Origin of the sequence: Rhodococcus sp. MH15 (genome assembly GCF_019266045.1) — a bacterium.
GTDB lineage: Bacteria > Actinomycetota > Actinomycetes > Mycobacteriales > Mycobacteriaceae > Rhodococcus_F > Rhodococcus_F qingshengii.
Map to the genome: position 1 here is coordinate 35,284 of NZ_LPNP01000075.1, position 21,007 is coordinate 56,290.

The window sequence follows — 21,007 nt, forward strand, 5'->3', positions numbered from 1 at the left end:
GTCGGGCTGCAATGCGACGTGCGGTCGCCTGTCCGACCGGGAGGGCCGGGGAGTGTCTGAGAGGAGCCACGGGATGGGCGGTGCGTCTCCTGTAAAGGACTTGACGCGGCGTCCGCGCGACCGCGGGCTACAGATCGCTCTCAACGCGCGTGAGCTGTTCACCGCGCACGGCTATCACTCGGTCAGAATGGACCAGATCGCCGAAGCGAGCGGGATCACGGCACGAGCCCTCTATCGTCACTACGCCAACAAGCAGGCCCTCCTGTCCCACGTGATCCGTGAGGACCAACAGCGATTGGTGGCCGCCCTTGAGCAACTCGCGGCCGCCGACAGCCCCGGCAGCGTAGATGAACGTCTTTCGACGCTCGCTGAGGTAGGACTGGATAGTCGGCGCCTCTCGGTGCTGTGGCAGCGAGAGGCCCGACACCTCACCCGAGACGACTTCTCGTTAGTTCGCAATCGCACTCGGTGGATCGCCGAACAGGTGAGGCTCCTGGTGGTGGCACCAGCGACCCCCGACCTCGACGACTTTGCCAGGGATGTCCGGAGTTGGTCGGTGGTCAGCATCCTGACCAGCCCTGCCTTTTACAACAGCGGCCTTTCTCGCGCCAAGCTCAAGAAGGTGCTCGTTGAGGCGTGCCAACGAGTCATCGTTGTCGCGGGCAGTTCCCACCCGGACTCGGGCGTTCAACCGGTGTCGCACCCTCGAACCCCCGCCTCGCGTCGCGAGCAGCTCCTTACTGCCGCGGCGCGCGCCTTCCAGCGCAACGGATATGCCGGGACCAGTATCGACGACATCGGAGCCGAGGTCGGGGTAGTGGGCCCGGCGATCTACCGGTACTTCGACACCAAGGCCGCCATCCTCGTCGCGGTGACGAATCGCTTCTACGAGTGGCAAGCACTCGAGGTCGCCCGAGCTCTGCCTCGACCCGCGCGCGACGCTGACGTATTCGACGCCCTGGTTGAGGGATACGTCGAGCTGGCAGTGCGAGCTATCGACCTGTTGGCCGTGTCCTTGACGGAGAGCCACTACCTGCCCGAGGACGAGCGCGATCGGTTCGACCGCATCCGAGAAGAGAACACCCTCGAATGGCAACGCTGGATATCAGCGACACGTGACGATCTCGACGACGCAACATCGTTGACCCTCGTCCACATCAGCAAAGGCATCATCCACGATCTTGTGCGTATCGCTCACCTGTACCGCGAGCCCACTTTCGCCTCCGAGCTCAAAACGGCCGTCAGGGCGGTCGTTCACGGCTGATCCGTCCCGGGTCCACACATCGAGGCTTCAGTGCGCTGCTTCGACGCCGATGCCTGCTGCACTCTGATCCGTCGAACCTGGTCACGTCTCGGGGTCCTGTCGCGCAGAGCGGCGGGTTCTCCGTTCGCGGATGTCACCGTCGACTCCCGCTCAGCGGAAGGCCAAGGCCGTGAGCGTCCCATGACATCTTGCCGGTAAAGATCTGTGTCTAATCTTCTTCACTGTTAGTAATCATTTCCCAAAAGCGCACAAAGCACTGCCCTGGTGTGAAGACACGCGCTCGACGCTTGACCTAGTCGAGAGCACTTAGGGGCGGTAATTAGCAGAATGATGCACGGAGTACTGTTCGCGTCGACTAGTCGATGAGAGCGAGAATTTTGTTAGGGATGCTTGACTTCAGTGCTTGGTTCGTGTCACTCTTGTGATGTCGGACACGTCTTAATGAGTTATCGCTAGAGGACTTCTTCTCTGCCAGCGCCAACCCACGAGCGCGACCCGCGACCCGCGACCCGCGAGCCAGCGGCCCGCCTTCCCTATGACCACCCCGCCGAAATGGCACCTCTTCGACCAAAGCGATCGAGCAGTCCACAACGGGCTGTGACGTCGCGAAAGGAACACCACGTGAACACCTTGCTCACCGATCCCCGCTCCGTGACCGAAGAGCTCGACGTCCTTGTCGTCGGCGGCGGCTTCGCAGGCGTTTACCAGCTCGAGCACCTTCGTTCCCGCGGCTTCGCCGTCAAGCTCTACGAGGCCGGCTCCGAGGCTGGCGGCGTCTGGCACTGGAACCAGTACCCCGGGGCGCGTGTCGACACCCCCGCCACCGCCTACCAGCTCTCCGACGAGCGGATCTGGAGCGAGTGGAACTGGTCGGAGGTCTACCCCGGACAAGAGGAGATTCAGGAGTACTTCCGCTTCGTCATCGACAATCTCGACCTGGCCAAGGACATGCGCTGCGACTCGCGCGTCGTCGCGGCCCAGTTCGATGACAACGAGGACAAGTGGATCATCGAGACTCGTGACGAGAAGACCGGCGAGACCTTCCTGACCCGCGCGCGCTTCCTCCTGCCGATGCTTGGCACCGGGTCCAAGGCCCTCTATCCCAACATCCCCGGCCTCGACGACTTCAAGGGCGACTCGTTCCACACCTCGCACTGGCCCAAGGGGTACGACATGACCGGCAAGCGGGTCGCCGTCATCGGCACCGGCGCCAGCGGCGTCCAAGTCATCCAGACGATCGCTCCCGACGTTGGGCAGATGACGGTTTTCCAGCGGACGCCTCCGACCGCTCTGCCGATGAGCTCCCCCAAGCTCGACCGGGCCGCGAACGACGAGTTCCGTAAGACATACCCGGAGCGTTTCAAGTACCGTGAGACAACATTCTCTGGGATCGACTACGACGTGATCTACACCGCGACCGCCGAGATCTCCGACGAGGAATTTTACGCCAAGCTCGACGAGCTCTGGGACATGGGCGGCCTCCAGATCTGGCTCGGCGGCTACGCTGACATGTTCTTCAACCGCGAGGTGGGAGACAAAATCTACGCTTACTGGCGAGAGAGGACCCTGCCGCGCGTCAAGGACCCCAAGCTCGCCGAGAAGCTGATCCCCGAGACCCCGCCGTACCCGTTCGGCACCAAGCGCTGCCCGCTGGAGTACACCTACTACGACACGTTCAACCAGGACAACGTCGATCTGGTCGACGCCAAGGAGAACCCCATCGAGAAGGTCACCGAGAACGGCATCGTCACGGCCGACGGCACGCTGCATAAGTTCGACGTGATTGTCCTGGCGACCGGCTTCGACTCTTTCACCGGAGGTTTGACCGACATCGATATCCGCAGCACCAAGGGCGAGAGGTACAGCGACGTGTTCAAGAACGGCGTTCGCACGTTCCTTGGGCGCGCCACGGCCGGGTTCCCGAACATCCTGTACGTGTACGGCCCGCACAGCCCGTCGGCGTTCTGCAACGGCCCAACCTGCGCTGAGCTTGAGGGCGACTGGGTGATCAATGCCATCACCGACATGCGCGACAACAACCTGACTCGCATCGAGGCCACGCGCGAGGCCGAGGACGAGTGGCACGAGCACCTGGAGGGCCTGGCCAACGCCACGACCTTCATCATGGCGAACTCCTGGTACATGAACGCCAACGTGCCGGGCCAGAAGAAGGAGCTGCTGGCCTACCCCGGGGGCCTGTCCATGTACCTGGAGAAGTGTCGCGAGTCGGTGGAGAACGGGTACGCCGGTTTCGTGCTCTCTTGAGAGCGCGTCACTCAGTCACGGGGCGTCGCCATCGACCACCGAAGGCGACGGCCCTGGCCCCCACATCCCAAGGAGAAGGCCGATGTTGATTCACTGAGTGACCGTCAAGTTCAAGGACGCCGCGACGCCAGATCAAGTGACGGCGCCCGATGCGGCGCTCGCAGCCCTGCCAGGTCAGATCGACCTCATCCGCCGGACCCGCCACGGTCGAGATCTTGGCGAAAGGCCGACGAACGCCGACTACGCGCTGGTCTCCGAATTCGGCACCGCCGAAGACGTCAACACCTACCTCGAACACCCCGCACACCAAGCCGTGACCCGCGACCACCTGCTCCCACTGGCCGAATCGTGGCACAGCGTGGAGGTTGTCGGGTATGACGACTGAGCCGACAGCACGTCTTCGCCGGCCTCCGAGTCGGGTAGGACCACTCGTAACACGGAAGGTCAACCAGATGAATGGCACCCAGGCCGACGGCTGGCCAGGAGAGGACACACCCGTTGCGGTGGTCACAGGCGCTCGGCGAACGACAGACAGCGGCCCGTGGGCTCGGCCAGGCTGATCGGTGGCATCCCTCCAGCGTGACGGAACCAGCGGGACCCGACCGGCCACGACACGCCAACAGCCTCCGCCGCCTGCACCGTCGTCACGCCCGAGACGATCCGTCGCCAGAAGTCCCGCTGCATCGCACGCGACGGATCAGGCCGGACCGTTGACCGCATCGGCGGCCTCAACGCCCGATCAGCCGCCCACTGCCGCCCGCGCACCCGAAGGCGCCTCCGGAATCTGCTTCCCGCCACGTCCCATCGTGCACCTCCGTGATCGAGGTGTTGCGACGACCGGTTGAATCCGCCTTGCGATCCTCGGTCGTTGTGATGAATGAGCCCCGACACATCCGTAATCCCTTCTCGGCATCGGGTCCAGATTGCGTGCTCAATGGCATCGAGCACCAGCGGTGTCGTCATCGTCGTCGCGGTTCGCCACCCGAGGATCCGCCGTGAATATGCGTCGATGACGAACGCGACGTACAGCCAACCTGACCATGTCGAAACGTAAGTAAGTCAGCTACCCACAACATGTTTGGCGCCACTGGGTTGAACTTTCGCTTCACGAGATCGTCTGCGCGACGGCCTTGTGCATCGGCGATGGTGGTGCGTTTGGTCTTGCCTCTTCGTGCTCCTTGGAGCTCGAGGACACCCATCAATCGTTCGACCGTGCACCGTGCCACTTCGATGCCCTGTCGACGCATTTCCAGCCACACCTTGCGTGCGCCGTAGACCGAGGAGTGCTCGGCGTGCACACGGCTGACCTCGGCTTCGAGTTCTTCGTCGCGCACGGACCGCCGAGACGCAGGACGGTTGCGGGCTTCGTAGTAGGTGAACGGCGCAATTGAGCAGGGTGCTCGCTGAGCACCCTGCAGACATCGCATATGTTCAAAGTGTCAAGAAACCATGGCGTCCGCCGGTTCCGCACAGTGCGCGAACGCGACCGACGCATCGTAAAGTTCTCGACTGCACAGACAGTGGTGGAGCATGCCGATGTAGCGATTCGACAGATTCCGTGCAGCGGCAGTGTAGGTGTCACCGATGGCGCGTCGGCGATCGTAGTAGGCCCGTGCATCAGGAGAGTGCAGAATCAGCGGTAGCGCCCACAGGTATGCAGCGTGGTTGAGTCGTTTGTTTCGTACGATCCTGAGTCTGGTGCTCGATCTGGTTCCACTCGCGCGGGTCACCGGCGCCGTACCCGCGTAGGCTTTCAATCCGCGAGCTGTTGCGAAACGTGTTCGATCGTCACCGATTTCGCCCAGGATCCTGGCACCGAGAACGACGCCGAGTCCCGGGAAGCTCGTGAGTATGGGCGCGTCGGGGTGCTCCTCGAATGCTGAGGTAAGGGCCGCCTCCAATGACTTGACGTTCTCGGCAGTAGCCGTGAGTGCGCGTGCGTACGCATGAGCTTGTCGCCCCATCGCGATTTCCACCTGCAGTGGTTGGCGCAGGTGAGGGAGGCGGAGCCCTGCAACGATTCTGCGGGCCTCGACCTCGACGCCGCGTTTCCGCCCAGCCTTCCGTAACGCCGCGGCGATGGTGGCGGGGCGCAGGTTTACTGCGGCGGCCGGGGTGGGTGCCAGTCGGAGTGCCTCGCGTGCACCCATCGTGGTCAGGTCGTCGAATGTTTCGAGAAATGCCGGAAAGTATTGACGGAGAAGGGAACGCGCCTTGCTGGCGATCTGTTGTCTATCCCAGATCGCGTCCTGATGGGCCCTGGCCAACACCTTGACAGATTGGGCTTGTTCACTGTCGTTCGGAAGCCGCCGATGATTGTCACGATCGGTGCGAAGGATATTGGCCAGCACCATTGCGTCTGCGGCGTCGCTTTTGGTTCGACTCGGCGAATAACGGTCCCGATACCTCGAGACGGACAACGGGTTGATTGCGAACACATCGGCGCCGGCGGCGCGAAGCGCCGAGACGAGCAGCCCTTGCGCCGTTTCGATAGCGACGGGCAGTCCGTCGAGTCCGCCCTTTCGTAGTTCGAGGATCAGTTCTACTAGTCGGTCGAAGCCTGCGACGTCATCGCTGATGCGTTCGCTGATCAGCAGGCTTCCCCTGTCGTCGATCACCGCGACATCGTGATGCTTTTCCGCCCAATCGATTCCACACCACAGCTCAGCCATATCGTCAGTCTCCTGTCCTCGTCCGGGAGTGCGGCCGGCAAGCCGCACCGCGTTGATCGAACCGGGAAGGTCGACCAGCGCTCTAATGAACAGGCCTCAGGGGCCGCCATCGCATCGGCTGTCGCACGATCTCCCACCAGCGGATCGGTGTCACGCACTGCCGTCAGGACTGAACGTCCCGCTCGACGAAGTGATCACCTGCCCGCGGCTCGACACGTGACCCCGCTTTCGGCAGGGCCAGGATGGGGGGTACCCGCGCCGACGCCGGCTACGGTCTGCCAAGGAAGAGTTCGAACTCGGATCGACTCGAGGAGTCCGGTGCCGGCACGGCTACCGATCTCATTAGATTGGCTCGACGCCGTACTCGCTTTTATATCGGTTGATGTAGTCGATGGTCACTTGTTGTTGCTGGTCGTGTCCTTGCCGACATGCGTTGCAGCCTCCACAGGAGATTCCGGGGTTGACGTAGACCCGGTCGCCGACGGCGACGTCGGTGACATGGCTACCGACTGCGGCGCCGACGCCGGCGGAGTCGAGACCGAAAATCGCGGGAAGCTGGGGCAGCGGAAGGTAGGGGAACCATTCGCTGAGGTTGCGAGCACGTTGTTCAGGTTCGGTACGACGTTGCATGCGTTGACCTGTACGAGGACGTCGGTTGCCCGGGGATCGGTAGATCCTCGATCGCCATCGGCTGGTTGATCTCGTGGAGGCGGGCGACGCGCATGGTTGTGTTCACGACGGGAACTCCTGGGTAAGTGTCGGTTCTGGCTGAGTGTGGGCATGCAGAGCGCTGGTGAGGCCGACAGGTCGGGGCCACACCAGCGCACGATCGGGGTCGGTGTGGGCTGAGGTCAGGCGGTGGCATCTGCCCTGATCGAGGTCAGGGCGGCGCGGATCTCGTCGACGGTGGCAATCTCGCCGAGCAGTCCGAGTGAATTGATGCTCGCATCGTGCGCTTCGGCGGTTGCAGCTGAGCACGCGTCGGCCACGGTCACCACGCGGTAACCGAGATCGCTGGCTACGCGGGCGGTTCCTTCCACGGAGGCATTGGTGGCGACACCGGTGAAAAGCAGCGTAGTGATGCCCTTCTTCCGCAAGATGGTGTCGAGTTCGTTCCCGACGAAGGCGCCGATTCGTTGGTGTGTGAAGACGATGTCCTCGCTGTGTGGTGTGAGGCGGGCGACGATTTCGGCGAGTTCGCTACCTTCTTTGAGGCAGCCGGATTGGGCGACTATTTCCAGTAGTGGTGAGTTGACCTCGAGGTCGGAGAAGTCCGGTTTCCAGGCGACTCGTGTGTAGATCACGGTGCCGTCGGCCTCGCGTACCGCATCGTTGACGGCGGCGACCTGGTCGATGATGCGGCGTTCTGCCACTTGCTGATAGAAGAAGTCCGCGAAGGCGCCGGTGGGTCCTACTACATCGCCTTGGCAGTGCACGGCCACGGCGGCGGTGGTGCGGGGGTCGAGTTTCATGGTGAAGCTCCTGCTGGTTGAGGGATGTCAGGTGTGGGCGAGGATGGAGTGGCCGATGTTGTCGATGTCGCGGGCAGCGGTGACGGGGTTGGACAGGAAGACCTGTTGGATGTCGACTCCGGCTTCGCGCATCAGCGCCGATTTTTCCCGCAATTGCGCGGGGGATCCGTAGAGGCACCAGTAGTCGACGAGTTCTTTGGTGATGATCGGGCGGTGTCGAGGATCGAGTCCTCGTAGGTACTTGGCCCACACGTCCAGGTAGTGCGGTTGGTTCGGAGCCTGCGGGTCGCCGAGGTACTGCTGAGCAGCGGTGAGGGAGGCATCGACGATGGGGTCGCCCAGTTGGTCGCGGTGCTGATCCATCAGCCCTGCGTTGGTGATACAGGAGCTGATCGGTCCCGAACCGAACCCCTTCGTGACACCGTCTTCCCAGGTCTCGCCGTTTTCGAGTTGGTAGAACCAAGACAGGGAAACGAGTTTGACCGATCCTGGGGCTCGGCCGGCGTCGGCAACTGCTTTGTCGAGGCGATTGCGAACGAGCTTAATCATCTCGACGTTCGGGCCCAGGCAGTAGACGACCGCGTCGGCATATTTGGCGGCTTCGGCGAGTCCGCGAGGACCGCCGGCAGCGACCCAGATCGGGATGTGGTCTTTGACATTGTAGAAACCGCTGTCCTTGTCGAGAAACTCCACTTCACGGGACTGGCCGAGCCAATTGTGTGTGGTTCGGCGCCCTGCCATCAATTCTCGTGAGACTTCGATGGAGTGAGAAAGCTCGGAGATCTTGGCGGTGCGGTTTCCCATGGATCGGAGTGCGTTGTTGGCGGTGCCGATGCCCAGGAATGTGCGACCCGGTGCGAGGGCGTTGAGCGTCGCCATGGAATTGGCGGTGACCGGGGCAATCCGGGTCAGCGGATTGGTGACCATGGTTCCGAGGGCGATGGTGCTTGTCTGCGAGGCAGCGAGTGCGAGGAATTGGTACGGGTCACTGAACAACAACGGGCCTTCGCCCACACCGAAGTGGGTGAAACCTAAATCCTCGGCCTGTTTCACCATCACGACCTGATCGATCTTGGCGCAGGTACCGATACAGAATTCCATGTCTTTTCTCCTTGCAGTGACCGCCGCTGGGTCGCCTGGTGTGCGATTCGTCCCGAAATGGATCTGGGCGATGTGTTTGTCGGCGTCGCAATTCCTTGACTGCCAGATCCAGTGAGCGTGTCCATATACCCGCCGCCGGTTCGACATACCCGCCGGTTCGACGGAAACTGACTCGAAGGCGTTCTGCCCTGCGCCTATGTGCTGGTCAAAGACCCATGCAACAGCTCATTGGAATGCTAGCGTTCCAGATGAAGATATCTCACAGTGACTCAGACCACAAGTACTAGAATGCAAGTTGTTGTGCTGAGCACGGCAGAATGAGGGGGATCATGACCGGAACATCGACGAAAAGAGTGAATCGATGAGTGCCGACCAGGCAGGCCCTGCGCTGGGCAGTGAGGCGACCGCCCTCCTCGCCAGTGTCCGCACCTCGGGGGCTCGACTGTCTTCTGCGCTGTACGACATCCTCAAGAATCGTCTGCTCGAGGGGCGCTACCCTGCGGGGGAAAAGATCGTCGTGGAGGCCATCCGTCAGGAGTTCGGGGTCAGCAAGCAGCCTGTCATGGATGCTTTGCGGCGCTTGTCCAGTGACAAGCTCGTCTACATCGTTCCTCAGGTCGGTTGCGAGGTGGTCTCGTACACCCAACAAGAGGTGGAAGATTTCTACACCCTCTTCGGTGGCTTCGAGGGAACCATTGCAGCGGTCGCCGCTGCCCGCCGGACGCAATCGCAACTGCTGGAACTGGATCTGATCTCGGCCCGTGTCGATGCATTGATCGCCTCGCATGATCCTGTGGTCAGGGCCCACGGCTATCGAGTGCACAACCGTGAGTTTCATGCCGCCATTCATGCAATGGCGCACTCGCGGATCATGGAAGAGACCAGTCAGCGTATGTGGGACCTGTCGGATTTCCTGATCAATACCGCCGGCATCACCAATCCGTTGTCGAGCGCGTTACCGGAACGCCAGCACGATCACCACGTCATCACCGAGGCTATTCGAAACGGCGATGCCGAGGCGGCCAGGGTGGCGATGGAACATCACATCGTGGGCACGGTTGCGGTAATCCGCGACGAGTCGAGTGACTCCCTGACTGGATAACCGCTCCGGGCAACCCTTTTCGGCCCGCTCTCTGCGCACATGCACAGAGAGCGGGCCGTTGTCATTGATGGCGGGCGTTCTTCGCGATCGCCGTTGTGGAGCGGATGAGGTGGGTTTCGTCCCCTGGTGCAGAGACTTGCATCACTTTTCACTCCGGAGTAGGTTCTCTGCTAGACGACTAGCATTCCAGTTGGATGCTTCTCTCCCGAAACTTCCAGAAGAAAGGAGCGGCCATGACGACCGCTTCGCGCAGGTTGCTCGATAGAGCACCGAAGTGCTTCCACCCGCAGATCGGGGAAGTCCGGCCGTGACCAACGCACCCGCTTCCTCGACGACCACCGATCGCCCGTCCCCATTACGGGTGGCGATGGCCAGCTTCATCGGCACCACGGTCGAGTACTACGACTTCTTCATCTACGGCACCGCAGCCGCACTGGTATTTCCCAAACTCTTCTTCCCGGACGTCTCTCCTGCGATCGGGGTACTTCTCTCCTTTGCGACGTTCGGAGTCGGCTTCCTTGCCCGACCACTCGGAGGCGTCGTCTTCGGTCACTTCGGCGACCGAGTCGGCCGCAAGCAGATGCTGGTGATTTCGCTGGTCGGGATGGGCTCGGCAACAGTTCTGATGGGATTGCTGCCCAGCTACGCTCAAATCGGAATCGCAGCGCCGATCCTGCTCACGCTGTTGCGCTTGGTTCAAGGCTTTGCGGTCGGCGGCGAATGGGGCGGAGCGACGTTGATGGCCGTCGAACACGCTCCTACCTCGAGGAAAGGCTTCTTCGGGTCCTTCTCCCAGATGGGAGCGCCGGCCGGCACCAGTGTTGCCACTCTGGCGTTCTTCGCGGTCTCGCAATTGCCGGACGAGCAGTTCCTCAGCTGGGGTTGGCGACTGCCCTTTCTCTTCAGTGCGGTCCTGATCATCATCGGGTTGGTCATCCGACTGTCCTTGACCGAGAGCCCCGACTTCGCCGCGGTGAAGGCGCAAAGCGCAGTGGTGCGGATGCCGATCGCCGAAGCTTTCCGCAAACACTGGAAGGAAATTCTTCTCATCGCCGGGACCTACCTGTCCCAAGGAGTGTTCGCCTACATCTGCATGGCATACCTCGTCTCGTACGGCACCACCGTGGCAGGGATCAGTCGAACCTTCGCTCTCGCTGGAGTTTTCGTCGCCGGCATCGTTGCAGTCATCCTTTACCCGATCTTCGGCGCACTCTCCGACACTTTCGGTCGCAAGACGATGTATCTGCTCGGCGCTGTGGCCATGGGTGTAGTGATCGCTCCCGCGTTCGCACTGATTAACACCGGCAACCCATGGCTGTTCATGGCCGCGCAGGTACTGGTCTTCGGCATCGCGATGGTCCCGGCAGCCGGCGTGACCGGATCGCTGTTCACGATGGTTTTCGACGCAGACGTGCGATACAGCGGCGTCTCGATCGGCTACACCCTCTCGCAGGTCGTGGGCTCCGCATTCGCCCCGACCATCGCCACAGCCCTCTACGCCTCCACCGAGTCCAGCAACTCGATTGTCGTATACCTGCTGGTGGTGTCAGTGATCTCGATAGTTTCGGTGATCCTGCTCCCCGGCGGTTGGGGTCGCAAAGGTGCCGCCAGCCAACTCCTTCGTGACGAGGCAGGCTCAGCCCGGCCGGCCTCCGCGGTGACCACACTCCCGAACACGGACAGCGCAGAATCCCTGCGTGTCCTCGACAAGTGAATCGATGACAGATATGAGTGACCTCGACCCCACCTCCTACGACACCGACGTCGTGATCGTCGGACTCGGTCCCGCCGGTGGCACCGCGGCGCTCGCCCTGGCCACCTACGGCATCCGCGTACACGCCGTTTCGATGTTCCCGTGGGTGGCGAACTCGCCGCGCGCACACATCACCAACCAGCGCGCCGTCGAAGTACTGCGCGATCTCGGTGTCGAAGACGAGGCACGCAAATACGCGACGCCGTGGGATCAGATGGGCGACACGCTGTTCACCACGAGCTTGGCCGGTGAGGAGATCGTCCGGCTACAGACATGGGGAACGGGAGACGCCCGCCACGGGGACTACCAAAGCGGTAGCCCCTGCGCGATGCTCGACATTCCCCAGCCGCTGATGGAACCGGTCCTGATCAAGAACGCCGCCGAACGTGGCGCCATCATCAGCTTCAATACCGAATACCTTGGACACACCCAGGATGCAGACGGTGTGACCGTCCGTTTCCGTGATGTCCGCTCGGGTACCGAGTTCACCCAGCGAGCCCGCTTCCTGCTCGGCTTCGACGGAGCCCGATCGAAGATCGCCGACGAGCTCGAGCTTCCCTTCCAAGGAGAACTCGCCCGCGCAGGTACGGCATACATTCTTTTCAACGCGGATCTGAGCAAGTACGTCGCTCATCGGCCGAGCATCCTGCACTGGATCGTCAACTCGAAAGCCGGCTTCGGTGAGATCGGAATGGGCCTACTGAGGGCGGTTCAGCCCTGGAACCAATGGATCGCCGGCTGGGGATTCGACATGGCCGACGGACAGCCCGACCTATCCGATGATGCTGTCCTAGAGCAGATTCGAACACTCGTCGGTGATCCGAACCTGGACATCGAGATCGTGACGCGATCCTTCTGGTACGTCAACCAGCAGTACGCCGAGCACTACCAGTCCGGGCGGGTGTTCTGCGGCGGCGACGCCGTACACCGGCATCCACCGTCATCGGGGTTGGGATCGAATACTTCCCTGCAAGACGCCTTCAACCTGGCATGGAAGATCGCCTTCGTCGTCAAGGGATACGCGGGACGTGGACTGCTCGAATCCTATTCACCCGAACGCGTCCCCGTCGGAAAGCAGATCGTCGCCCGCGCCAACCAATCCCGCAAAGACTACGCCGGACTGCGCGAATGGTTCGACCACGACAGCGATGATCCGGTCGCCGCGGGCCTTGCGAAGCTCAAGGAACCGTCAGCCGAAGGTGTCGCCCTACGGGAGCGACTGTACGAGGCGCTGGAAATAAAGAACACCGAGTTCAACGCACACGGCGTCGAACTCAACCAGCGGTACTGCTCCACCGCGGTCATTCCTGATGCCGACGGCGTCGACGAAGTGTGGACACGAGACCGAGAGCTGTACCTGCAGAGCACAACCCGACCCGGCGCGAAGTTGCCCCATGCATGGTTGGTCGGTGTCGACGGCACCTGCATCTCGACCCTCGATGCCACCGGAAAAGGCATGATGACCCTGTTGACCGGAATTGGTGGTCAGGCATGGAAACGTGCCGCCGCCAAACTCGACATGCCGTTCCTGCGGACCGTCGTCGTCGGTGAACCCGGCACCATCGATCCCTACGGTTACTGGCGGAAGGTCCGCGACATCGACGAGGCCGGCGCCATTCTCGTCCGCCCCGACGGCCATGTCGCATGGCGGCACAGCACTGCGGTCTGGGACGACAGCGAAGCACTGGCCAATCTCGAGGATGCCCTCACCACGATCCTCGACCGCGCACCGGGCCGCAGCGAAGAGACTGCGAGTAGTACGCACGAACCGCAATACAGCACCCGAGCTGTGCCGATCACCGTCCCGCATACCACCGCGGAGGATGCAGTACCGGCCGCCGCGAACACCATGACTGTTGAAGGAGAGAACCGATGACCCACCCGTACACCAGCGTCTGGAACGATCTGAACCAGGTCGAGTTCAGTCAAGGCTTCATCCAAGCGGGCCCCTACCGGACCCGGTACCTTCACGCCGGCGACCCCACCAAACCGACTTTGATCCTGTTGCACGGCATCACCGGCCATGCCGAAGCGTACGTCCGCAACCTGCGATCGCACGCCGAGCACTTCAACGTCTGGGCTATCGATTTCATCGGCCACGGCTACTCCAGCAAGCCCGACCATCCCCTCGAGATCAAGCACTACATCGATCACGTGCTGGCGTTCATGGACGCGATCGGCACGGAGAAGGCTTCCTTCTCCGGCGAATCCCTAGGCGGTTGGGTCACAGCACAATTCGCTCACGACCACCCGGAGAAAGTTGAGCGGATCGTGCTCAACACCATGGGCGGTACGATGGCCAATCCTGCAGTGATGGAACGCCTCTACACCCTGTCGATGGAGGCCGCGAAAGATCCCAGTTGGGAGCGGGTCCGCGCCAGGCTCGAGTGGCTGATGGCCGACCCCACCATGGTCACCGACGACCTGATCCGTACCCGCCAGGCGATCTTCCAGCAGCCGGACTGGCTCAAGGCGTGCGAGGCAAACATGGCTTTGCAGGACCCGGACATTCGCAAGCGCAACATGATCACCGACGACACCTTGGACGCCATCACGGTGCCGGCGCTGGTGTTGTGGACCACCAAGGATCCCTCCGGCCCGGTCGACGAAGCCAAACGCATCGCCTCTCACATCCCACGCGCGAAACTCGCGATCATGGACAACTGCGGGCACTGGCCGCAATACGAAGACGCCGAGACGTTCAACAAACTTCACCTCGACTTCCTGCTCGACCGAGGCTGACGATCCGCGCGGGTACCTGCCACGCCGTACACGGTGGGTACCGGCGATCCGTCCCTGTCCCGAAATCTCCGACCCTTGCGCGCGAAGGCTTACGCACCCGCGAGAACCAGAAGGAAACAACGATGCCCGTAGCGCTGTGCACAATGTCGCACTCCCCTCTCATGGGACGAAACGACCCGGCCCAAAGTGTGATCGACGATGTGGACGCCGCATTCGACAGTGCCCGCGCATTCATCGCCGATTTCGCCCCTGACGTGGTGATGATCTTTGCTCCGGATCATTACAACGGGGTCTACTACGACCTGATGCCCCCGTTCTGCATCGGGGCCGCTGCACAATCCGTGGGTGACTACGGCACCGAGGCCGGCCCGCTGGCCGTCGACCGCGAGGCGGCCTATGCAGTGGCGCGGGAAGTGCTCGGCAGCGGTATCGATACCGCGTTCTCCGAACGGATGTACGTCGATCACGGCTTCGCGCAAGCTCTGCAGCTGTTGGTAGGATCGATCAGCGCAGTCCCCACCGTGCCGATCTTCATCAATTCCGTCGCCGAACCGCTCGGACCGGTCAGCCGCGTCCGGTTGCTCGGCAAAGCCGTCGGGCGAGCCGCTGTCAACCTCGACAAGCGAGTGCTGTTCGTGGGATCCGGTGGCCTATCGCATGATCCACCGGTACCGCAGTTCGCAACCGCCCCTGTCGGAGTGAAGGAGAAACTCATCGATGGCCGGAATCCAACTGAGGCCGAGCGCAACGCACGTGAACAGCGCGTCGTCGACGCCGGTCGTGACTTCGCTGCAGGTGTGGCCACGATTCAGCCACTGAACCCACAGTGGGATCGACACCTGCTCGACGTTCTCGCCTCCGGCGACCTCGCGCAGATCGATTCCTGGTCCAACGAATGGTTCGTCGAACAAGCCGGACACTCCTCCCACGAAATTCGCACCTGGATCGCTGCGTACGCGGCTCTGAGCGCTGCCGGCCAATACCGCGTCACCTCGACTTTCTACCGAGAGATTCCCGAGTGGATCGCTGGATTCGGGATCACGACTGCTGTCTCGACAGACGGAGATTAGAGCTCGCGCATGGCGGCGCGAATACCGACCACAGCCGCGTCTTTCAGTAGTCGCCCTTGCAACGAAAGGGGTCCGCGGCCCCAATCGGAGACTCGACAATGGCATGATCCAGTACGTCGCCCGACGTCGATACTGGCGAATTATACTCTTGTGCAGGGTTTTTCAAGACGATCTCTCTGTCCGGAGGTTATTGCCGCTGCAACATCCGCCCTGCTCCCGAGACGATAGTGGGCACTACCGCGCAGTGCGGTAAGCGGCATCCATCCGCACCGGATACTCACCGGTGGTGGCCTGTCCGATCACGGCGACGGTGTCTTCGTCGAGAATGACCAGGCGGTCGTCGCCGGTGGCGGTGACGTAGACCCGGCGAAGTGCGGGAACGACGAGGACGCCGTGAACCTGGGAGGGGTTCGGGATTGTCCGGACGACCTGCTGGGTGTGGATGTCGATTTCGATGACCTCGCTGGCGCCGAGGTGGGCAATGAACAGCAGTCCATGCTGAGGGTCGAGGCTCTCGTAGTCAAAGCGTGAATTGTCGTCGGGGAGAGCGATTTCCGCGACCGGCTGCAGCGGCAGCGGGCTACTGCCTCGCGACGATGGCTCGGAGGAACAAGCGCCGATCAGGGTTGACGCCATGACGAGTGCGGGCAGCAGCCGGGCGGTCTCGGGCTGTTCCGCTTATCGGTGCGGGTGTCCATCCCTGTCCCTCTCACTTCGGGGTGGTCAGCGTCCGGCTGCAACGTGGGGGGCCGAGATTGCCTCGCGCATCGTGGAGGGAAGGGTGACGCCATCCCCGACGGACCAGAAGTGCAGGCAGAGCAGGCGGACTGTTCGTCGAAGGCGTGGTTGTGGATCTCGACAACTCTTCGTCGTCTCGACGCCCGCCTGAACGACGGTCACTGTCAACGGCAATCACGGTTACAACGAAGTGTCCAGGGTGAATCGGCGGATTAGTCGATGACGAATGGACAAGGTGATGCAACAGTGGTTACATATTTGTTGTGGAACCAGAACCGGCACCCGGTAGCCACTCTGACGAGTGGGTGATGTTGGCGTATCGCATCCCCCGCGAACCGTCGACGCCGCGAATCACGGTGTGGCGCAAGCTCCGCAAATACGGGGTGTTCCAGCTCGCGGACGGGGTGGTGGTCCTGCCCGCGTCGGCGCGGACACGCGAGCAGTTCGACTGGATCGCAGAGGAAGTCATCGAGTCCGGAGGTCAGGCGGAGGTCTGGACTGCCGCACCCACCACCGCCGACCAGCAGGACCGGATGCGGACGAAGTTGTCGGCGGATCGGGCCGCCGAATACGACGAACTTGCCGCCGCTGCGCAGGCTGCACGCTCTTTGCCTGATCGCGCCGCCCAGACCAAGAAGCTCACCCAGTTGCGGCGCCGTTTACGGGAGATCGACAAACGGACCTTCTTTCCTGTCTCTCAGCGCGACGGGGCGGAAGCGTCGATCAAAGCGTTAGCCGCGGTAGAGCCCGTGGAGGCGCAGGTGGCGCGATGAAATGGCTACCCGCGCCGGGATCCACATCGACCGCGCCGCCAGTGCCTGGTTGATGCGCCGCAACGTCGACCTCGACGCCCAGTTCGTCTACCTCGACGACCCATACCAGATCCTCTCTGACGCAACGCCGTTCGATATTCGCGGGGTCGACCTCTCGCACCATCACGATGACTGCAGCTTCGAAACGATCCTGCGCCGTTACGAGATTGCCGACCCGGTGCTGTGGATCATCGCCGAAATCGTCCACGAAGCAGACATCGACGACGGCAAGTTCGACGCCCCGGAAGCCGCCAGCCTCGACACAGTCCTACACGGGTTGTCTCTCACCTGTACCGACGATGAAACTCTCGCCGTGGCAACTCGAATCTTCAATGGGTTGTACGAGTTTCATCGTCAACGAGTCCTCAGCGGCCGCGAACCCTCCTGACGCGAGGTCGACTCACGCGGCCGTGCCCGATGAATCTTCTGCACTCACAGACCGCGGAGCCCGACATGACAGAGCAAGAGTCCACGCACGAATTCACCGCATCACCGGTCGCTGTGCGCCCCGGCGAAGGGGACCTGATCCCCTTGCGCGTCGCCACGAAAGCGTGGTTCCTGATCTCCCTGCAAACCTTCGGCGGCCCCGCCGGGCAGATCGCCGTCATGCAACGCATGCTCGTCGACGACAAACGCTGGATCGGACAGAAACGCTTCCTGCATGCCTTGAACTACTGCATGCTGCTTGCCGGTCCTGAGGCGCAGCAACTCGCCATCTACACCGGTTGGCTTCTCAACGGCACCATTGGGGGGTTGATCGCCGGAATCTTGTCCGTCCTGCCCGGGCCTGATCGTCATGCTCGGGTTGGCCGCCGTCTACGTCGCCTTCGGTGCCACCACCATCGTGTTGGCGATCTTCGCCGCCATCGCCCCCGCAGTATTGGCAGTGGTGGTGCAAGCCGTCACCCGCGTGTCCAAGCGTGCACTGACCAGGCCGTCTCACGTCGTGATCGCGGTATGCGCGTTTGTGGCGCTCGCGCTGTTCGCGGTTCCGTTTCCGATCGTCATCGCGGTTGCAGGGTTCGCGGGTTGGGTCATCGGGCGGCGTGGGGGCGGTGCCGACACTGCCGCCGCCGACAACGACATCGACGAAAATCCGCCGCTCATCGCCGACGACGCCCTCCACACCGACGCACCCAGCCTGCGGCGGGCGGTCCTCGTGCTCGGTGCCGGTGTGATCGCCTGGGCGGTCCCGATGATCGCCGTCGTCGTGTTTACCGGCCGCGACAGTGTGTTCACCGAGCAGGGTGTGTTCTTCTCCGGCACCGTGCTGGTGACCTTCGGCGGGGCGTACGCGGTCCTCGCTTACGTCGCGCAACAAGCGGTACACACCTTCGGCTGGCTCACCTCCAGGGAGATGGTGCGAGGGCTGGGTCTGGCCGGAACCACACCGGGACCTTTGATCATGGTCGTCCAGTTCGTGGCGTTCCTCGGCGCTTACCGTAACCCCGGCGGCCTCGATCCCTGGGTGGCCGCGACCATCGGCGCTCTCCTGACCACGTGGGTCACATTCGTGCCGTCGTTCATGTTCATCTTCCTCGGCGCTCCGTATGTCGAGCGGCTCCGCAACAACACCCACCTGACGGCGGCACTGAACGGGATTACCGCCGCTGTCAGGTGGGTGTGATCGCCAATCTCGCGTTCTACTTCGCTGTTCACACACTCTTCGTAGATTCCTCGATTGTAGTGTGGGGTCCACTGCACCTGACGGTGCCGGACGTCAGTAGTTTTCGTCCGCTCGCGCTGGTCATCGGCGCCCTTGCCGTAGTGATGATCTACCGTCTGAAGTGGTCCGTGCTCCGGACTCTCGGGGTATGCGCACTCCTCGGACTGGCAGCCGGGTTGGTCGGACTGCCCGTCACCTGAGTACACGACCTCGCACACGTGCAGCGATCTGTCGGATACTCAGCCGTTCACGTCGTAGATCGGCGACCTGAATACGTTCGTCTGCCAATAGGCATCGCGGACTGATGGCGCGGACGCGAGTCGGTCCAACGGAGCGACGGTCCGCACCAGTTGTCCGGCGCGATAAACCGAATAGCCGCGGGCCCAGTTGGTGCCGGACGCGCGGGATACTCCAACTTCGCGGGCGGCTGCGCGGATGCTCACCCCCGGCTTCGCAATTCCATGAAGCGGCGACGCTTGTCTGAGGGTGGGCGCCGGCCAGGCCCCTTCTTGACACGACGAGACTGAATCGCATGTAAGTGTTTGTAGTGGCCGGCCCGGGGCTGGCTGACAGGATAGGTGTCGTCGCTACAACGCCGTGTGACTCATGAATCGCTTTGCTCCTTTTCGGATGCACTGGCCGGGGTTTGTCCACTCTGTTGTGGCGGCGACGCCGGTCCGGTCCTGCTTCGGTGGCTTGATTAGAAGCCTGCCCGACCCCGTTGCCTCGAGGTCGTGGCCCGTTACAGGCCTGCCTCGAAGTGCTCTTTCCGGGCCGACGCCGACAACGACGTCGCCCATCGGAAAGGACAACCGCCGCTATGCCTATCGTCGCAGATAACTACGAGATCGTCATCGGTGTAGATACCCACGCTGCCGCCCATGCGCTGTGTGTTGTGGCCGCTGTAACCGGTGCTGTGCAGGACAAAGCAAGTTTTCCAGCAAGTCCAGCGGGTCTCGATCGGGCCCGCACGTGGATTGCACACAGAGCAGGTCAACAAGCCGCCCTCGTCGTCATCGAAGGCATCGGCTCCTACGGAGCCGGACTCTCCGACCGCGTTCTTGCGGCGGGACTCCCGGTAGCCGAACCCTCCGACTTCTCGTTCGGCGGATCGGAGAGGAGTCGGTAAGACCGACGATCTCGACGCCGCTCGGATCGCCCGGTCGGTTCTGTCCGTCGACATCGATCGACTGCGCCGACCACGTGCGGACGGATCGCGAGTGGCGATGCGCGTTCTCGTGGTCGCACGCGAACAGATGACATGTGAACGGACGCGCGCGGTCAATGCGTTGACGGCTTTGGTTCGAACCGTCGAACTTGGTGTAGATGCACGAAAATCGTTGGCATACAGTCAGATAAAGGAGATCGCAACGTGGCGATCTCGGTCCGAGGACGCCACCACTGCGACGTGCCGAGCAGAGGCCGTGCGACTAGCCAAGAGGATTCGTGCGCTCGACTCGGAACTGATTGACAATCGAAAGTCTCTCGACGAATTGGTGAAGACCAATGCGCCGGAACTGACTGCCGCGGTTGGGGTGGGCGCAGTGGTTGCAGCGACTGTCCTGATCGCATGGTCACATGCAGGTCGGGTGCGCTCCGAGGCTGCGTTCGCCTCACTCGCCGGGACCTGCCCGGTCCCGGCTTCATCAGGTAACACGGTGCGCTACAGGCTCAATCGCGGCGGTGACCGCCGTCTGAACAGAGCACTGACCACCATCGTCATCGTGAGGATGCGGGTTGATCCCCAAACTCGCGCCTATGTCGAACGTCGACGAACCGAAGGCCGCACAACCAAGGAGATCATGCGATCCCTCAAGCGTTACGTCACCCGGCAGCTGTTCCGGACACTCGCCACTGCACACCCAATCTTGGTGTCTTGACAGATATAGAAGCATCCCGGCGAGTCCGGAGACTTACTGATTTGAGAACTCCGCAATTCGCGTAGTTCTGTGTTCACCGTAGTAGAACGCCTCGAGTTCGGCAGGAGGCACATCGCCGCAGTGCTCGTAGAGGCGTCGGTGGTTGAACCAGTTCACCCATTCCAACGTGGCGATTTCCACATGTTCGACTGTTCGCCATGGCCCGCGGGGTTTGATCAACTCGGTCTTGTAGAGCCCGTTGATCGTTTCGGCGAGCGCGTTGTCGTAGCTCGACCCGGTAGCCCCGATCGAGGCATCGATACCCACCTCAATAAGCCTGTCGGTGAACGCAATTGACGTATATTGATTGGGCTCAATCGGTGGAAGCAACATTCGAGGTCAGGAGGGTGTTGTGGGCAGACCATCGGATTGGGTGCGGGAGGTGACGGGCAGGGCTCCGATGAGGTCACCCGGAGCGCCGGGCCATCCTC

General features: G+C 62.2%; 17 protein-coding genes and 7 pseudogenes. 14 read left to right on the forward strand and 10 right to left on the reverse strand.

Annotated elements, in window-relative coordinates:
• Positions 1-73 precede the first annotated feature (73 nt).
• The 3 genes from ATN37_RS21540 (at position 74) to ATN37_RS21550 (ending at position 3,914) form a co-directional block, all read left to right on the forward strand.
• Entirely contained in the window at positions 74-1,264 is a 1,191-nt protein-coding gene (locus ATN37_RS21540; RefSeq protein WP_058036924.1) for a TetR/AcrR family transcriptional regulator, read from the forward strand.
• Between the two features lie 621 nt (positions 1,265-1,885).
• The gene (locus tag ATN37_RS21545) at positions 1,886-3,529 is read left to right on the forward strand and encodes an NAD(P)/FAD-dependent oxidoreductase (RefSeq protein WP_058036933.1); all 1,644 of its coding nucleotides are present in this window, start codon (positions 1,886-1,888) and stop codon (positions 3,527-3,529) included.
• A gap of 97 nt (positions 3,530-3,626) precedes the next feature.
• On the forward strand, positions 3,627-3,914 hold the full coding sequence (locus tag ATN37_RS21550; protein WP_054828407.1) for a Dabb family protein: 288 nt from the start codon (positions 3,627-3,629) through the stop codon (positions 3,912-3,914).
• A gap of 128 nt (positions 3,915-4,042) precedes the next feature.
• Here the strand turns inward: ATN37_RS21550 and ATN37_RS21555 are convergent.
• The 7 genes and pseudogenes from ATN37_RS21555 to ATN37_RS21585 all read right to left on the reverse strand — a co-directional run.
• Positions 4,043-4,249, reverse strand: a pseudogene (locus ATN37_RS21555) (IS30 family transposase); the annotation flags it as partial.
• Positions 4,250-4,384: 135 nt separating this feature from the next.
• Positions 4,385-4,558 (reverse strand): annotated as a pseudogene (locus tag ATN37_RS33185) (DDE-type integrase/transposase/recombinase); the annotation flags it as partial.
• Positions 4,489-4,956, reverse strand: a complete 468-nt coding sequence (locus ATN37_RS21565) for an IS3 family transposase (protein ID WP_156423040.1) — start codon at positions 4,954-4,956, stop codon at positions 4,489-4,491. The pseudogene ATN37_RS33185 and the gene ATN37_RS21565, both read right to left, overlap by 70 nt.
• Before the next feature lie 12 nt (positions 4,957-4,968).
• A complete protein-coding gene (locus ATN37_RS21570) occupies positions 4,969-6,201 on the reverse strand; it encodes an IS110 family transposase (protein WP_058036934.1) in 1,233 nt (410 codons plus the stop codon).
• Positions 6,202-6,609: 408 nt separating this feature from the next.
• A pseudogene (locus ATN37_RS21575) lies at positions 6,610-6,937 on the reverse strand (alcohol dehydrogenase catalytic domain-containing protein); the annotation flags it as partial.
• Between the two features lie 115 nt (positions 6,938-7,052).
• Positions 7,053-7,673 carry a cysteine hydrolase gene (locus tag ATN37_RS21580; protein ID WP_058036925.1) on the reverse strand — a complete coding sequence of 207 codons (621 nt, stop codon included), beginning with the start codon at positions 7,671-7,673 and terminating at the stop codon, positions 7,053-7,055.
• A 27-nt stretch (positions 7,674-7,700) separates the two neighbouring features.
• On the reverse strand, positions 7,701-8,774 hold the full coding sequence (locus ATN37_RS21585; protein ID WP_058036926.1) for an LLM class flavin-dependent oxidoreductase: 1,074 nt from the start codon (positions 8,772-8,774) through the stop codon (positions 7,701-7,703).
• Between the two features lie 361 nt (positions 8,775-9,135).
• Here ATN37_RS21585 and ATN37_RS21590 point away from each other — a divergent pair, with 361 nt between their 5' ends.
• From ATN37_RS21590 to ATN37_RS21610, 5 genes are all read left to right on the forward strand, one after another.
• Positions 9,136-9,876 (forward strand): GntR family transcriptional regulator, encoded by a 741-nt coding sequence (locus ATN37_RS21590; RefSeq protein WP_054828449.1) that lies wholly within the window; start codon positions 9,136-9,138, stop codon positions 9,874-9,876.
• A 367-nt stretch (positions 9,877-10,243) separates the two neighbouring features.
• Positions 10,244-11,590 (forward strand): MFS transporter, encoded by a 1,347-nt coding sequence (locus ATN37_RS21595; RefSeq protein WP_058036935.1) that lies wholly within the window; start codon positions 10,244-10,246, stop codon positions 11,588-11,590.
• 4 nt (positions 11,591-11,594) lie between these two features.
• Positions 11,595-13,505: an FAD-dependent monooxygenase gene (locus tag ATN37_RS21600; protein ID WP_218695596.1), complete on the forward strand. Its 1,911-nt coding sequence runs from the start codon at positions 11,595-11,597 to the stop codon at positions 13,503-13,505.
• The gene (locus ATN37_RS21605; RefSeq protein WP_058036928.1) at positions 13,502-14,371 is read left to right on the forward strand and encodes an alpha/beta fold hydrolase; all 870 of its coding nucleotides are present in this window, start codon (positions 13,502-13,504) and stop codon (positions 14,369-14,371) included. The genes ATN37_RS21600 and ATN37_RS21605 overlap by 4 nt, the downstream gene beginning before the upstream one ends.
• Positions 14,372-14,493: 122 nt before the next feature.
• The gene (locus ATN37_RS21610; RefSeq protein ID WP_058036929.1) at positions 14,494-15,441 is read left to right on the forward strand and encodes a 3-carboxyethylcatechol 2,3-dioxygenase; all 948 of its coding nucleotides are present in this window, start codon (positions 14,494-14,496) and stop codon (positions 15,439-15,441) included.
• Positions 15,442-15,675: 234 nt separating this feature from the next.
• On the opposite strand, the gene ATN37_RS21615 is transcribed toward ATN37_RS21610, so the two are convergent.
• The gene (locus tag ATN37_RS21615) at positions 15,676-16,077 is read right to left on the reverse strand and encodes a YncE family protein (protein ID WP_058036930.1); all 402 of its coding nucleotides are present in this window, start codon (positions 16,075-16,077) and stop codon (positions 15,676-15,678) included.
• A gap of 365 nt (positions 16,078-16,442) precedes the next feature.
• Here ATN37_RS21615 and ATN37_RS21620 point away from each other — a divergent pair, with 365 nt between their 5' ends.
• The 5 genes and pseudogenes from ATN37_RS21620 (at position 16,443) to ATN37_RS33200 (ending at position 18,857) form a co-directional block, all read left to right on the forward strand.
• A complete protein-coding gene (locus tag ATN37_RS21620; RefSeq protein WP_054828354.1) occupies positions 16,443-16,952 on the forward strand; it encodes a Chromate resistance protein ChrB in 510 nt (169 codons plus the stop codon).
• Between the two features lies 1 nt (position 16,953).
• Positions 16,954-17,379: a chromate resistance protein ChrB domain-containing protein gene (locus ATN37_RS21625; protein WP_058036931.1), complete on the forward strand. Its 426-nt coding sequence runs from the start codon at positions 16,954-16,956 to the stop codon at positions 17,377-17,379.
• A gap of 218 nt (positions 17,380-17,597) precedes the next feature.
• A pseudogene (locus ATN37_RS33190) lies at positions 17,598-17,708 on the forward strand (hypothetical protein); the annotation flags it as partial.
• Positions 17,709-17,787: 79 nt separating this feature from the next.
• Complete coding sequence (locus ATN37_RS33195) at positions 17,788-18,618, forward strand: chromate transporter (protein WP_253741107.1); 831 nt, start codon at positions 17,788-17,790, stop codon at positions 18,616-18,618.
• Complete coding sequence (locus ATN37_RS33200) at positions 18,615-18,857, forward strand: hypothetical protein (protein ID WP_253741109.1); 243 nt, start codon at positions 18,615-18,617, stop codon at positions 18,855-18,857. Before ATN37_RS33195 ends, ATN37_RS33200 begins: the two co-directional genes overlap by 4 nt.
• Positions 18,858-18,879: 22 nt before the next feature.
• On the opposite strand, the pseudogene ATN37_RS21635 reads toward ATN37_RS33200, so the two are convergent.
• A pseudogene (locus ATN37_RS21635) lies at positions 18,880-19,120 on the reverse strand (IS30 family transposase); the annotation flags it as partial.
• A 357-nt stretch (positions 19,121-19,477) separates the two neighbouring features.
• On the opposite strand from ATN37_RS21635, the pseudogene ATN37_RS21640 reads away from it, so the two are divergent.
• Positions 19,478-20,537: pseudogene (locus tag ATN37_RS21640) on the forward strand (IS110 family transposase).
• A gap of 33 nt (positions 20,538-20,570) precedes the next feature.
• Here ATN37_RS21640 and ATN37_RS21645 read toward each other — a convergent pair.
• Positions 20,571-20,885: pseudogene (locus ATN37_RS21645) on the reverse strand (integrase core domain-containing protein); the annotation flags it as partial.
• Between the last annotated feature and the right edge of the window lie 122 nt (positions 20,886-21,007).

Excerpts from the sequence above, each read along its gene's own strand:
- ATN37_RS21540 (WP_058036924.1), top strand. The coding sequence starts at position 74 with ATGGGCGGTGCGTCTCCTGTAAAGGACTTGACGCGGCGTCCGCGCGAC.
- ATN37_RS21565 (WP_156423040.1), bottom strand. The coding sequence starts at position 4,956 with ATGCGATGTCTGCAGGGTGCTCAGCGAGCACCCTGCTCAATTGCGCCG.
- ATN37_RS21570 (WP_058036934.1), bottom strand. The coding sequence starts at position 6,201 with ATGGCTGAGCTGTGGTGTGGAATCGATTGGGCGGAAAAGCATCACGAT.
- ATN37_RS21580 (WP_058036925.1), bottom strand. The coding sequence starts at position 7,673 with ATGAAACTCGACCCCCGCACCACCGCCGCCGTGGCCGTGCACTGCCAA.
- ATN37_RS21585 (WP_058036926.1), bottom strand. The coding sequence starts at position 8,774 with ATGGAATTCTGTATCGGTACCTGCGCCAAGATCGATCAGGTCGTGATG.
- ATN37_RS21590 (WP_054828449.1), top strand. The coding sequence starts at position 9,136 with ATGAGTGCCGACCAGGCAGGCCCTGCGCTGGGCAGTGAGGCGACCGCC.
- ATN37_RS21595 (WP_058036935.1), top strand. The coding sequence starts at position 10,244 with ATGGCCAGCTTCATCGGCACCACGGTCGAGTACTACGACTTCTTCATC.
- ATN37_RS21600 (WP_218695596.1), top strand. The coding sequence starts at position 11,595 with ATGACAGATATGAGTGACCTCGACCCCACCTCCTACGACACCGACGTC.
- ATN37_RS21605 (WP_058036928.1), top strand. The coding sequence starts at position 13,502 with ATGACCCACCCGTACACCAGCGTCTGGAACGATCTGAACCAGGTCGAG.
- ATN37_RS21610 (WP_058036929.1), top strand. The coding sequence starts at position 14,494 with ATGCCCGTAGCGCTGTGCACAATGTCGCACTCCCCTCTCATGGGACGA.
- ATN37_RS21615 (WP_058036930.1), bottom strand. The coding sequence starts at position 16,077 with ATGGCGTCAACCCTGATCGGCGCTTGTTCCTCCGAGCCATCGTCGCGA.
- ATN37_RS21625 (WP_058036931.1), top strand. The coding sequence starts at position 16,954 with ATGGCTACCCGCGCCGGGATCCACATCGACCGCGCCGCCAGTGCCTGG.
- ATN37_RS33195 (WP_253741107.1), top strand. The coding sequence starts at position 17,788 with ATGCTCGGGTTGGCCGCCGTCTACGTCGCCTTCGGTGCCACCACCATC.